This window comes from Mariniblastus fucicola (genome assembly GCF_008087665.1).
Taxonomy (GTDB): Bacteria; Planctomycetota; Planctomycetia; order Pirellulales; family Pirellulaceae; genus Mariniblastus; species Mariniblastus fucicola.
On the sequence record NZ_CP042912.1, the window covers coordinates 866,128 to 879,070 of the forward strand.

9 protein-coding genes are annotated in these 12,943 nt (G+C 54.4%); 3 read left to right on the forward strand and 6 right to left on the reverse strand.

Annotated features, from left to right (window positions below; translation table 11 throughout):
- Nucleotides 1–202 precede the first annotated feature (202 nt).
- Complete coding sequence (locus MFFC18_RS03165) at nt 203–1,117, forward strand: diguanylate cyclase (protein ID WP_075085253.1); 915 nt, start codon at nt 203–205, stop codon at nt 1,115–1,117.
- 34 nt (nt 1,118–1,151) lie between these two features.
- Here the strand turns inward: MFFC18_RS03165 and MFFC18_RS03170 are convergent, their stop codons facing one another.
- Both MFFC18_RS03170 and MFFC18_RS03175 read right to left on the reverse strand, forming a co-directional pair.
- The gene (locus MFFC18_RS03170) at nt 1,152–1,757 is read right to left on the reverse strand and encodes an RNA polymerase sigma factor (RefSeq protein ID WP_075085252.1); all 606 of its coding nucleotides are present in this window, start codon (nt 1,755–1,757) and stop codon (nt 1,152–1,154) included.
- Between the two features lie 24 nt (nt 1,758–1,781).
- A complete protein-coding gene (locus tag MFFC18_RS03175) occupies nt 1,782–2,780 on the reverse strand; it encodes an adenosine kinase (RefSeq protein ID WP_202907556.1) in 999 nt (332 codons plus the stop codon).
- A 192-nt stretch (nt 2,781–2,972) separates the two neighbouring features.
- On the opposite strand from MFFC18_RS03175, the gene MFFC18_RS03180 reads away from it, so the two are divergent.
- Nucleotides 2,973–5,666 (forward strand): MGH1-like glycoside hydrolase domain-containing protein, encoded by a 2,694-nt coding sequence (locus MFFC18_RS03180; RefSeq protein ID WP_075085251.1) that lies wholly within the window; start codon nt 2,973–2,975, stop codon nt 5,664–5,666.
- 107 nt (nt 5,667–5,773) lie between these two features.
- Here the strand turns inward: MFFC18_RS03180 and MFFC18_RS03185 are convergent, their stop codons facing one another.
- Both MFFC18_RS03185 and MFFC18_RS03190 read right to left on the reverse strand, forming a co-directional pair.
- Nucleotides 5,774–7,909, reverse strand: a complete 2,136-nt coding sequence (locus MFFC18_RS03185) for a TolC family protein (protein WP_162273974.1) — start codon at nt 7,907–7,909, stop codon at nt 5,774–5,776.
- 96 nt (nt 7,910–8,005) lie between these two features.
- On the reverse strand, nt 8,006–8,737 hold the full coding sequence (locus MFFC18_RS03190) for an ABC transporter ATP-binding protein (protein WP_075085249.1): 732 nt from the start codon (nt 8,735–8,737) through the stop codon (nt 8,006–8,008).
- 115 nt (nt 8,738–8,852) lie between these two features.
- Here MFFC18_RS03190 and MFFC18_RS03195 point away from each other — a divergent pair, with 115 nt between their 5' ends.
- Nucleotides 8,853–9,785: an MvaI/BcnI family restriction endonuclease gene (locus MFFC18_RS03195; RefSeq protein ID WP_075085248.1), complete on the forward strand. Its 933-nt coding sequence runs from the start codon at nt 8,853–8,855 to the stop codon at nt 9,783–9,785.
- Nucleotides 9,786–9,915: 130 nt separating this feature from the next.
- On the opposite strand, the gene MFFC18_RS03200 is transcribed toward MFFC18_RS03195, so the two are convergent.
- On the reverse strand, nt 9,916–11,769 hold the full coding sequence (locus MFFC18_RS03200) for a preprotein translocase subunit SecA (protein ID WP_084417224.1): 1,854 nt from the start codon (nt 11,767–11,769) through the stop codon (nt 9,916–9,918).
- Nucleotides 11,770–11,868: 99 nt separating this feature from the next.
- Nucleotides 11,869–12,936, reverse strand: a complete 1,068-nt coding sequence (locus tag MFFC18_RS03205; RefSeq protein ID WP_075085247.1) for an acyl-CoA dehydrogenase family protein — start codon at nt 12,934–12,936, stop codon at nt 11,869–11,871.
- Between the last annotated feature and the right edge of the window lie 7 nt (nt 12,937–12,943).

Genomic DNA, 12,943 nt, shown 5'->3' on the forward strand with positions numbered 1-12,943 from the left:
TGTGCCCTTCGTTCGATTCACGTCGAAACCGGGCTGTTCGATCGCTGTAGCTGATTTTCGGCTGACGCATCGAGCAATTTTCCGTCGATTGGTTTGGGTGGATATGGGGGTTTGCCCTCATGTGTTGACTTCGTCCGGTGGCCGTTGAGCCAGTGAACTAGCTTTTCAGTGAAGACAGTTTCACTTTATAAGTTTCGACGTCATGAAGTTACTCCCGGGAAGTCCGACCTTGGTTTCGAATGCCAGTTGCGTGCCTGTTTCGGATAAAGCAGCGGAACAGCCGCCAGCGCCGGGTTCGCCGCCAAAAGTACTCCGGATCTCACCCGTCGATTCAGGAAAAGGGCTGAGGTCGATCGATACGGATACATTCGTGTTTGGCCGTGATGAAAGCTGCGACCTGGTCGTGGCCGAGACCTTGGCATCGCGGCGGCATGCCAAGATCGTTCGTGATGGCGAGAACTGGTTTGTCGTTGATCTTGGATCGACCAACGGGACCTTCGTCAACGATGTTCGAGTGGATAGCCAGCAGCTGTATTCCGGCGATTGTCTGCGCGTCGGACGATGGACGTTCAAATTTTTTGACGCTGATAATATTGAAGCCCACTACTACGAGTCGGTCTATCGAATGATGACTCAGGATGCGCTGACAGGATCGTGGAATCGGCGGTACCTGATGGACGTTCTTGAACGGGAACTTCACCGCCATGCTCGCTCGAAACAACCAGTCGGTTTGTTGATGATCGACTTCGATCACTTCAAATCAATTAACGACAGGTACGGTCATCTCGTCGGCGACGAAGTTCTTGCTGAGTTTGGTCGACGAGTAAAAGCCGTCACCAGAAACAGTGAAGTGTTCGCTCGTTTTGGTGGCGACGAATTCGCAGTCGTTTTGGTGAACACAGATTTCGAATCTGCGTTGAAGGCCACCGAACGGCTTCGCGAAGCAGCGATCGGCGATCCATTTTTTACGTCCAGCGGAATCCTTGAATGCTCGTTGAGTTGCGGCATCGCTGTTTGCGATGCCGGGAATTCCCTGACGCGAGAAGAGTTGCTGGACGCGGCTGACAAGAACCTCTTCAAGGCCAAGAACGCCGGTCGCAATCAGGCGATTGGCTAGAGTTCATCTGGGTGACACCCGTTCACAATGGCGACTACGGAATTTCGTTCATTCGTTTTCGCAGCCGTCTTAGCGTCCGCGATTTAGCCTGATAGACGCTGGCGATACTGATGCCCAATTGCTCCGCGACCATCGAAGCCGGTTTCTCGTCGATTGTGGTCAGCCAGAAAGCCTGCCACGTTGCGTCGTCGCATTCAGATTTCACCATCTGCAACACTCGTTGTGGCAGTCGCGATTCCAGATTTGCGGCGCTGATGCTTTCTTCCCAATTCGCGTATATCGGTGATTCCAGGTCCGCGATTTTCCGCATTGCCGTAGATCCACCTCGTGCGTCAGGTTGTTTTTGCTTTCGCCGAAACACGTCGCGGATCTGATTGCGAGTGATCGTCGCCAGCCACGAGCGAAAACTGCCGTTGTCTTTTAGCCGTTCAAAGGAAGCGATGCGTCTGGCGATCGAGATGAAAACATCCTGCACCACATCGGCCGAATCGCAACCCGACAAACCGGCTTGTCGGGACCAGCGATAGATGATCGGCGAAAAAATATCGACCATTCGTGCCCACGCGTCGGGATGCATCGCCTGAACGCGTACCAACAGCGATGAAGAGATCGAAGGTAGCGATTCAGGTTGCTGGGGCATGAAAATCCCGAAAGCCGATCAGGTTCAGGCGATTGCTTCTTGCATCTCTTCGGCGATCGATTCGTCCAGGCGTGGACCAAACTTGGACACAACGCGTGACGCCAGATAGTTGCCCCAGCGAGCCGATTTTTCTGGCGACAGTCCGTTGGTCAACCCGTACAGCACGCCTCCGGCGAACGCGTCTCCGGCGCCTACCGTATCGACCGCTTTCACCTCAAAGCCATCGACTTTTGAAATCTGGCCATCGATCACGACATAGCTTCCGTTAGCGCCGTCGGTGATAAAGGAATGATTGCAGATTGCACCGATTTCTTTGACGCACTGCTGGAGGTCATCGTTGCCGATAAATTTTCGGGCTTCGTCGGCGTTGCAGAAAATGATATCGCAGTGCTCTCGAACGACGTCTTTAAACTGCTCGGCAAACAAATCGACAAGGAAAGAATCAGAGAACGTGAACGCTGAAAGGACTCCATTGGCTTTTGCGTGTTTGAAAACTTCCAAGCAGGCTTCCCGCGGTCCATCAGAACTCCACAAATAGCCTTCGACATAACAGCATTTGGATTGAGCCAGCATGTCGAAATCAACATCGGACTTGCCCAGCGAAGTCGAAACGCCAAGGTGAGTGCACATCGTTCGTTCGGCATCGGGCGTTGTCAGGATGACGCTTGAACCGGTTGGTTCGTGGCCTGTTTCCGAAGGCGGAACGTAGAACAGAATGCCTTCGCTCTCCATGCCTTTTTTGTAATACTCGCCATTGGTATCGTCGGCAACACGACCTGTGTACACCGCTGATCCGCCGCTTTGAGCAATCGCCACCATTGTGTTGGCTGCCGATCCGCCGGCGGCGAAAGTCAGCGAGGGATCGTGGATCGCTGTGAGAATGTCGCCCTGCTGCTCGGTCGACATCAGAGCCATGCTGCCTTTGTTCAACGAAAGGTCATTGATGACGTGATCTTCAACCTGAGCCAAAATGTCTACGATTGCGTTGCCCACACCAAAGACGTCGTACTTTTTATCGCTCACAATGTTTCCTGTTAGAGTTGCACTTCTTGCAGCGATGTCGCTGCTGGCCGACATTATGGTACAAGGTGAGCTACTGGCAAAGGATGGGAACTCCAATCACCACTCGAACCCGCGATGCGGCGGATCAAAACCGTTGCCTCGCGGCAGTCTCGGCCTGCTATTTGAGCGTCAAAACTCAGGAACAACAACGTAATGGAATCGAACGAACCGTCTAAACGCCGTCCACAAAATTGCCCGGAACGTCAACGCATGGAGGACGACCGCCAACGAAAAGCCAACTGGAAACGTTGGGGGCCGTACCTGGCGGAACGTCAGTGGGGCACGGTCCGCGAGGACTATTCTGAAAACAGTGACTCGTGGCGTTCGTTCACGCACGAAGAAGCAGTCTCTCGCGCCTATCGTTGGGGCGAAGACGGTTTGCTTGGAATCACCGATCGGCAAGGTCGGCTGAGTTTCGCGCTCGCGCTGTGGAATGGAAAAGATCCGATTTTGAAAGAGCGTCTGTTTGGGTTGACCGGTCCTGAAGGCAACCACGGCGAGGACGTCAAGGAACACTATTTCTACCTTGATTCGTCACCGACGCATTCTTACATGAAGGCGCTGTACAAGTATCCGCAGTGCGAGTTTCCATACCAGCAATTGCGGGAAGAAAACGCCCGGCGTGGCTACGACGATCTGGAGTACGAACTCGAAGACACTGGTGCGTTCGAAGACGATCGCTACTTTGATGTTACCGCGGAGTATGCCAAGAACGGCCCGAACGACATTCTGATTCGGGTCACGGTTTGCAATCGCGGACCCGAGACGGCGCCGCTGCACTTGCTGCCAACGCTTTGGTTTCGAAATACATGGTCGTTCGGCAGATCGGGCGAAGGCTATTGGCCCAAACCGAGACTGTCAAAGTTGGTGCCCGGACAGATCGAATCCGAACACGCTTCGCTGGGACGATTCCGTTTCTTCGCGGTGGATGATGATCGCAACGAGCCTCTGTTTCTGTTTACCGATAACGAGACGAACTACCGAAAGTTGTACGGCCAGATCAATGCAGAGCCGTTCGTCAAAGATGCCTTTCATGAACACATTATCGGAGGGCATTCGCGTGTCGTAAGTCCGTCTCAAACGGGAACCAAGGCCGCTGTCGTTTACGAAATGGAGCTGGAGCCTGGCGAAAGTCGCACGTTACAGTTTCGGCTGGTCAGTGAGAAAGAGATGCCTACGGACGACCGTAGTCAGCTACTCGGTTCGGAGTTCGATGAGATTTTCGACTCGCGAATTGCAGAAACCAACTCGTTCTACGGCGACGTCCTGAAACAGTGGCCCGAACAGTCCGAACGAGCCATTGCCAGGCAGGGGTTCGCAGGGCTGTTTTGGACGAAGCAGTTTTATTTCTACTCGGTGCGCGACTGGCTGCGCGGTGATCCGGGAAAACCGATTCCCGCCGAAGCACGCAGTTCTGGTCGAAATTCCGAGTGGAATCATTTGTACAACCGCGATGTCATTTCGATGCCCGACAAATGGGAGTATCCATGGTACGCGGCGTGGGATTTGGCTTTCCATATGGTGCCGTTTGCGAAAGTCGACATTGAGTTCGCAAAGTCGCAGTTGTTGCTGTTGCTGCGCGAGTGGTACATGCATCCGAACGGCCAAATTCCGGCCTACGAGTTTCAGTTTTCCGATTGCAATCCGCCCGTTCACGCGTGGGCTGCGTGGCAGGTCTATGAGGATTCAGACCAGGGTGACGGGAAAGACCGGCAGTTTTTGGCGCGAGTGTTTCACAAGCTGTTGATCAACTTTACGTGGTGGATCAATCGGAAGGACCGCGACGAGAACAACATTTTCTCCGGCGGATTCCTTGGACTGGATAATATTGGTGTTTTCGATCGCTCGCAGCCAGAACACGTCGGCGGCGATCTCGACCAGGCGGATGCGACCGCCTGGATGGCGTTCTACTGTTCGACGATGCTCACGATCGCGATGGAGTTGGCCAGTTTCGATGAAAGCTATGAAGATGTGGCATCGAAGTTTTTCGAACACTTCGTTTCCATTGCCAACGCCATGAACTCGCTCGGCAACGGGCTGTGGGACGAGGACGATGGTTTTTACTACGATCAGCTTCATCAGGAAGATAACGTCACGCCGCTGAGAATTCGGTCGATGGTTGGACTGCTGCCGATGGTCGCGGTCGGAGTGTTGAATATGGAAGTCATCGACCGGTTGCCGGGCTTCAAAAAGCGGATGATGTGGTTCCTGGAAAATCGGAAAACGCTGTCCAGCCAGATTACTTACCTCGAAAAGCATGGTGATGACCCGAAGCTGCTGCTGGCGATTCCATCAAAATCTCGTCTCAAAGCAATCCTCCGCTATATGCTCGACGAGACCGAGTTTTTGTCGGACTATGGCGTGCGATCGATGTCAAAGTTTCACGAGTCGAACCCCTACAAGGTCCAGATCAGTCATCAAAACTTTTCAGTGCAATACAAGGCCGGCGAATCAGATTCCGGTTTGTTCGGCGGTAACTCAAACTGGCGAGGACCGGTGTGGTTTCCGGTCAACTGGTTGCTGATCGAGGCGCTGGATCAGTATCACGATTTCTATGGCGAGTCGATGAAAGTTGAATGCCCGGTCGGGTCCGGCACGATGCTGAATTTGAAGGAAGTCGCCGACGAAATAGCACGACGGTTGACCAAACTGTTCGTCGTCGAAGACGGTAAGCGTCCGGTGAACGAAGGGCGTGACTTCCTCAATGAGGATCCAAACTGGAAAGACTACGTTCTGTTCCACGAGTACTTTCACGGCGACTCAGGGCGCGGGCTGGGAGCGAGCCACCAAACGGGCTGGACAGCGTTGGTGATCAACTGCTTTGACCGTTTGCAGAATCGGGAGTAGCGAAACTGACATTCGATTGCGAGACGCAAGTTACAAACCGCAAACTGGCAAAATTCGCAGGTGGCGGCGCAACCCTGCAACCGGTGACTGTTGGTTTGCCGCTGCCGCTATCGTCGGAAAATGTTCTTGAACGACCAACGTTTCGTCGAGCGTTTCGGCAGCGTCAAGTTGCTGCTCCGCGACGGTCGACGCTGCGAAGAGTCGAGCAATCCGGGGCTTGAGTCCAGGGAACGCGGCGTCGCGTTGGAATCTGGCGTCGAGTTGAACTCAGGTTCCTGCAGCAACTCCTTCAGGCTCTTGATTCTCAGTTCGTCATCCGGATTTGTTTCCAGATCGCCCGGTAGTGCGTCGTCGATCAATTCCGAGTTTGGACGCGGAGGGTCGAGGTCTTCAAGATTGAACGCCGAATCGGAATTGGTTGGCGATTCGTTGTACCGATCGGTGGCTCCATCGATTCGTAGAGCCTTCGGATAGGCCCGCGACGGACGTTGAACGCCGACCAAAGTCGGAGCAATCGATCCGTAGCGTTCTTCCACAAAACGAATTCCGTGCGTTTCGAGGATTGAACCCGTTTGGGATTCGACGTTTGCCAGTTCGGTGTTGTACTGCGTGATCGAACGGGCTTCCTGAGAAATCGCGTTTCCCCAATCCGTAATCGCGGTCAGCACGTTGATTACTTCCCGACGACCTTCAAAAACTTCAGCGGCCTGATTGTTGTAGCTGATTCTGGCGGCCTCTCTGGCTTCCCGGAACGCTTCAATTTGAAGATAGAACTGGTCAAGGTTTCGATAGTTGATCGTCAACTGGTGCACCATTTGATGGATGCCCTGTTCCAAATTCTTGCGGTCTTGCAGCAGAATCAGTTCCCTGCGTCGCAAAGCCGCGCGATCGCCTCGCAGGCCAAACGGAACCGCGAAGTTGACGCCCAGATTGAAGCCCGCGAATCGACCGCCATCGTTTTCCAAAAAGTTTCCGTTGGGCATTTCGCCACTCAGGCCGTCCCAACGATAGTTTGCGATTCCGTCGAATTGCGGCCGCGCCGAGTTGTCGGCCAGGCGAAGCTGTTGCTGGTCGGCTTCGAGGATAAGTTTCAATTCGATAATGTCGGGGCGATGTTCTTCGGCGATCGCAACGATTTCATTCCAATTAAAATCGATCTGTTCCAGAACCGGAACCGAAGTCGGCACGATGACGCTTCCGCTCGACGGTGGCAGTCCCATCACATTTCGCAGTGCCGTTTCAGCCAAAATCAAGCTCGAACGCGCGGTGATCAGACTGGCGCGAAAGTTCGCCAGCGAAGAACGGGCCTGAGCCACATCGGCGGCGACGGCCAAGTCGGCATCTTTTCTGGCTTGGGCTCTTTCGAAAGCAAACTTCGCCTGTTCAATCTGCTGCTTCCGAGCCCAAACTTCGACTCGGGCCGCAACCAGATTCCAGTATCCGGCGATGACGCTACGAACGAGTTCCTGAACTGAATTCTTGAATTGAAAGTACGATCGCTCTGTGTTGATGCGAGCAACAATGACGGGCGTCAGATTCGCGTCGCGGCCATAGCCTTTCGCAAAAGGCTGCCGCAATGTGATTTCCGCAAAGGAACGATACTGCGGTTCAAGCGGAAAGACGCCGGGTTCAAAATAGGATCCGATCGCGTTCGCATTGAATCCCACAGTGGCTCCGTTGTGGGTTCGTTTTTGCAGGTTCAGCGTTGTGTTAATTGAGTCCGTGCTGGAGCCCGTAAGAATTGCTCCTGTCGGATCGAGAGGATCGAAGATTGCCGCCGGGCTGTCAGACTTGTTCATCGTTGACTGAAAGTTCAGCGTCGGATCAAAGACGGCGAGTTGCTCATCGATCGAAGCGTTCGAGATCGCCACATCGTAAATGGTACGACCTGTCGTGGACGCTGAAACACCGCTGAGAACCCGGACGACGTCTGCGTTGCGAATCGCAATTTGGATCGCATCGTCCAGTGACAACGGTTCTGCCATGCGATCTTCTTCGAGTGCAACGGTGAATGGGACGTCAGCGTTGGCGATGTCGAACGCGCAAAGTGCACCCGGATCGCGAACTGCGATGTGACGTTGCTCAGGACAGATGTCGATCAGTTGGGCGTTTGCCGTATCCGTAACGAAAACGGCGAATATAAATACAAGCATGAAGCTCAAGCGATTGATTGCGTCCGCGATGTGCAGGCTCACTCGCTTGCGCGTCGTGCTGGTATTTGGTTTGGGGTTCGCTGCGATCATCGTCATCCAGTGCTAGCGTCCGTTTGTAACGGCGGTAGTCATGGAATCGGAAATACGTGTCGCAACTATTGAAACGAATGGAAGACTTGCCGACGTTTACTCGTCGACGGGGTAGGAATGTAACGATTCGAGCGCTTCGCTAAAGTTTTCCGTGTCGCAAACGACATTGCCGTCCCGCAAAACGATCGTGCGGCGGGCGTTGCGAGCGACTTCCTGATCATGCGTTACCAGAATGATGGTCAGCTTGCGTTCTTCGTTCAACTTCTCCAGCAGCTCGATCACTTCGCGGCTGGTTTTGGTGTCAAGATTTCCGGTCGGCTCATCGCCCATCAAAATCGGAGGCTCGTTTACCAAAGCTCTCGCAATCGCCACGCGTTGCTGTTGGCCTCCGGAAAGCTGTGCCGGATGATGGTCCAGACGATCGCCGAGTCCGACCAGGCCCAGCAGTTCACGAGCTTTCTCACGTCGCTGTCTGGGAGTGACTCCTTTGGAATAAAGCAGCGGAAGTTCGACGTTCTCCTCGGCCGACGTCCGCGAAAGCAGGTTGAAGTTCTGAAACACGAAGCCCAGTTTCTTGTTTCGAATGTGAGCCCGTTGGTCGAGCGTCATGTCGACGACTTCTTCGCCGTCAAGAATGTAGCTGCCGGTGGTTGGGCGATCGAGGCAGCCCAGCGTGTTCATCAAAGTTGACTTGCCGGATCCGGAGGGGCCGATCAGGGCGACGTACTCGCCCTGTTCGATGTTCAGCGTCGTTTGTCGCAGTGCGTGGACTTTGACCTCGCCCAAATCGTAGGTTTTGCTGACGTCGTTGAGTTCAATAAGTGCCAAGTGAGACTCCGCCCAGGGTTGTCGAGGATCGCGACGACGATTCTAAATGAGTAGCCCCGATTCTAGGTGAAGGATCGCGACTTGAGTCGTACCTGCGTTTCAATGTTTCAGTTTCATGACTAAATCCAGAATAATTCTGTTCTTAACGCTGCTGGCGGCCGCTGTTTCCGGCTGTGATCCGGTCGAAACGCCACCCAGTCCGCGCCCCGATCCAGCGCCGACTGTCGTCAAATCGCCGGTTGAAATACTGGCGGAGGAATCTGTCGCGCCGACAGTTTCGCCGCCTGCTGAAACGACGCCCGACATTGCATCCGGGACCAGCGAGTTTGATCGCTCGCCGGCGGTGGATTCGTTTTTGGAAAAGTTCGACATGCTTTCGGAGCAAGGTTTCGTGCCGACGCTTCGCCGTGGGTCAACCGGGATCGGGTATACGCTGGAAACCATGTTGGGTATTGAAGAAAACAACTCGCCCGGCGGGGACTATATGGGCATGGAGCTGAAAGCATTTCGGGATGACGATCTGACGATGAACGATTCCGAAAAAATGAATCTGTTTCTCAAGGAACCGAAGTGGACGGATGGGTTGAAGTCAGCAGATCGCGTTCGAAACTATGGCTACGTAGATGACAACGGCAGAACGGCACTCTATTCGACGGTCACGATCGACATGAGTTCGCACAAATTTGCTTTCGAGGTCGAAGGCGATTCGTCGAAAGTCTGGCTGACGTTCGATGGATCGCGGATCGCGTTCTGGACTCGTGAAATTCTCGCCAAACGGTTGAAGGAAAAGCACACCGAAACTGTTTTCGTTTCAGCTCATAGTCGCGGGAAAGGAAAGGCTGAGGAGTTTCACTACTATGGCGTGACGTGGTGTCGCGAGCCATCGGTCGATGAGTTCATCAAGCTTTTGCGCAAGGGCGACGTGATGCTGGAACTGAGAATGCACTTGAAGGAATCCGGTGCAGTACGAAATCATGGCAGCTGTTTTCGGATCAAGCAAAATCGGATCCGGGATCTGTTTCGCTACGCTATCCAGGTGCGTCCGTAGCTGGCGCTGGCGATCTATCGGCTTCAATCGGCTTTTCGCTCCAGGTTAGGTCCCCTGCCCTGCGCGCGAAAACTGCATGGTCGTCGTGCTTCTACCTCGCTGCTGAAACAACAATCTGGCGAGACTCCGACTAAGAATTCACCACGTCGCAATACGGATCCTGGCCCATTTCTATGTGCCGTTCCTGTCGTTCCTTGTCCTGTTTCAGCAGGATCATTCGGTCGACCAAATGTTTTCGCTCGAGTCGTCGTTGAGCAAGCTGGAAATGGCGAAAAACCTTTGGGTTGACGCTGCCTTTCTTCGGCAGCGAAGAGTACTTGCGCCGCAGTCGACCCGTCCTTCCCGGACCAAGTCCCTGGAGCAAAACATCGTCGTCCATCGAAACAAAGATGCGAAAACTGCCAGGCTGACCCTGCCGCGAACCGCGTCCGACAAGCTGCCAATCGATGCGTTGGCTTTCGTGGACTTCCGATAAAATCACGTGCAATCCGCCGGCCTGTTTGACTTTGGGAGCAAGAATGAAATCCGTGCCACGGCCCGCCATGTTGGTCGCCACGGTGACTTTCCCGGCTTCACCGGACGCCTTGATGATCTCCGCTTCGCGTTCAAGTTGATTGGCGTTGAGGACTTCATGGTCGATGCCGCGATCGCTTAGCAGCCTCGAAAGCAACTCAGACGTTTCGACACTGCGAGTCCCAATGAGAACCGCACGAGAAGCGTTCGTCATCTCGACTGTTTCCGCAACGATGGCTTCAAACTTTGAGTCCAAATCAGCGAATATTTTTGAGGCCAATTTCTTTCGAATGACCGGTCGATGCGTCGGCACGACAACCGTTTTTTTCTTGTAGACCTTCTTGAACTCGCGTGAACTCGTTTCCACCGTGCCCGACATCCCGCCAAAGCTCTCGTACAATCGAAAGAAAGTCTGCATTGTTACCGTTGCCCCGGAACCCACATTCGGTGTGACCTCAAGCTTCTCCTTGGCTTCGACAGATTGATGGATGCCGCGTTGCCACTGTCGTCCTTCAGCGATCCGGCCGGTGAATTCGTCAATGATCGCGACCTTGCCCTCCCGAATCGTGTAGTGCTGATCCAGTTGGAAGTCGCGACGAACTTTGATTGCGTTTTCAATGTACTCGTAGAGCTTGCGAATCGGAACTCGTCGCGTTCCTTCATTCTGCGGCAAGCCTCGAAGTCGCTGAATACCGCCTGGCTTGAGTTCAACTTTTTTCTTGTCATGCTGATAGTGGAAGTCGCGTTCCTCGATAAACTGCGGCGCGTTTTCGGCTGCCCAACGAAAGCAAAGCTCTGTCAACTTTTGTTCTTCCGGATCGGTGATGCCAATGATCAACGGTGTCCGGGCTTCATCGATCAGGATGCTGTCGACCTCATCCACGAGGACATAGTTGAGCTCGCGATGCAGCAGCTGAGAACGAGTCTGTCCGGAAGAAAGCGACAGGCGATCGCGGAGGAAGTCGAAACCGAATTCTTTGGCTGTTCCGTAAGTAACATCTTTCCGATAGGCCCGTTTTCGCTCCGTCGGTTCGGTGTCGCTGGTGACCACGCCGGAAGAAAGTCCCAGCGTTCTGAAAACGGGTTCAAGTAGTTTGTGGTCTCGACTGGCGAGGTAATCATTCACCGTCACGACGTGCGAGCCGCGGCCGGACAAAGCGTGCAAGTACGCGGGCATGGTCGCGGTCAGCGTTTTGCCTTCGCCAGTTTTCATTTCGGCAACGCGGCCTTTCGCGATCTGCATCGCCGCGAAGATTTGCATGTCGTACGGGACCATGTCCAGGGATCGGCGGATCGCTTCGATCACCAGCGGGAATGCTTCTGGAATCAACTTGTCGATCGCAGTCCCGATCGAAGCACGATACTTCAGCGACAGCCCGGCTTCGCGTAGCTTCTCCGCAGATACGTCGGCGAGCGGTTTTGCTTTCCGGCGAATCTTCTGGACGAGCGAAAATTCGAGGGCGCGATTCAAGGGATTTCGATTCGGTCAGCTGATCGAGAGCGCCGCTCTGCAAACTGGAGTTGCAAGTTTCAAAATCTGCGGAGCTTCTGAAACTGCGTAGCCACGCGACTACGAGCACGGCGCGAATTCGTCCAGATTAGCCTGAGAGACCGCGTGCGGGCAGCTCCAGACCAGAAAAAACAGGGCTTCCCGGCACCAGCGACCGACTGGGTGGCCTGTAACGAATCCGGCGCCTTTGGCTGCGACCAACGCCGATTGAGTTGATCGCAACGCCAAACTGTTGGCTTGAGATCGAACCTCCGCGGCGGTCACTTCGGTGCTGCCTGCGGTCGCTGCAAACAAGTCGTTGCATAGAGCTTCATGTTGCCGCCGCAGAGCCGTCTGTGCCGGAGCAAGATCACTACGTCGCTGCGATTCAGATTCGATGAAATCGATCGCGGCTTTGGCTAACCCCAACGCCAAAACGGAAGTCTGTAGTCCGCCCGCGCCGCCCCCGTTTCCTGTGAGGACCTGTTTGACCGGACCGGCGACGATGTTGGCCTCGGGCACAAAAACGTCTTTCACTTCGGCCGCACCGGTGTGGCTTGAGGACAACGCGATCAGCTCAAAGCCCGGTTTGACGACCACATTTTCATCATCCGTTTCCACCAGAAAGAGAACTTCTCTCCCGTCAGCGGTTCCAGATTCGTCAACCAGAGAGCCGCCCATCAGAATCCAGTCCGCTCCATTGCCGCCGGTGACCCAGGGACTGAGTCCGTTGGCTTGAAACCCGCCGTCGCGTTCGGAAACCGCGAGCACCGGTTTGCCGAGGTGTTGGCGGCTGGTGGTGAGATGGGAAATCCCAACGGTGGCCGTGCGTTGTCCCGAGAGCATCGGTTCCAGGAATCGTTTTTTAAGTGGCTCGTTCTCACAGCCTGCGATCCGCCGCAAGGCAGCAACACGCTGAGTCAATATAAACGTTACCGTCAAGTTCGCTTTGCTCAGCTCCAAATATCCCTTCGCGATGTCGGTCGCGGACCAGCCGAATCCGCCGTCTGCTTTGCTTACGAACCAGCGATAGAAACCGGCGTCGGCGCAACGCTGGAGGGCTTCAGTTGGCCAACCTGTTTCATCGGCTAGCGACGCCAGGTGGTTGTACAGTGATTCCAGTTCCGGGTTGGAGGGTGTTTCAATCATGGCCTCA

Coding starts and splice junctions, on each gene's coding strand:
- MFFC18_RS03165 (WP_075085253.1), top strand. CDS start 203: ATGAAGTTACTCCCGGGAAGTCCGACCTTGGTTTCGAATGCCAGTTGC.
- MFFC18_RS03205 (WP_075085247.1), bottom strand. CDS start 12,936: ATGATTGAAACACCCTCCAACCCGGAACTGGAATCACTGTACAACCAC.
- MFFC18_RS03170 (WP_075085252.1), bottom strand. CDS start 1,757: ATGCCCCAGCAACCTGAATCGCTACCTTCGATCTCTTCATCGCTGTTG.
- MFFC18_RS03185 (WP_162273974.1), bottom strand. CDS start 7,909: ATGATCGCAGCGAACCCCAAACCAAATACCAGCACGACGCGCAAGCGA.
- MFFC18_RS03195 (WP_075085248.1), top strand. CDS start 8,853: ATGACTAAATCCAGAATAATTCTGTTCTTAACGCTGCTGGCGGCCGCT.
- MFFC18_RS03180 (WP_075085251.1), top strand. CDS start 2,973: ATGGAATCGAACGAACCGTCTAAACGCCGTCCACAAAATTGCCCGGAA.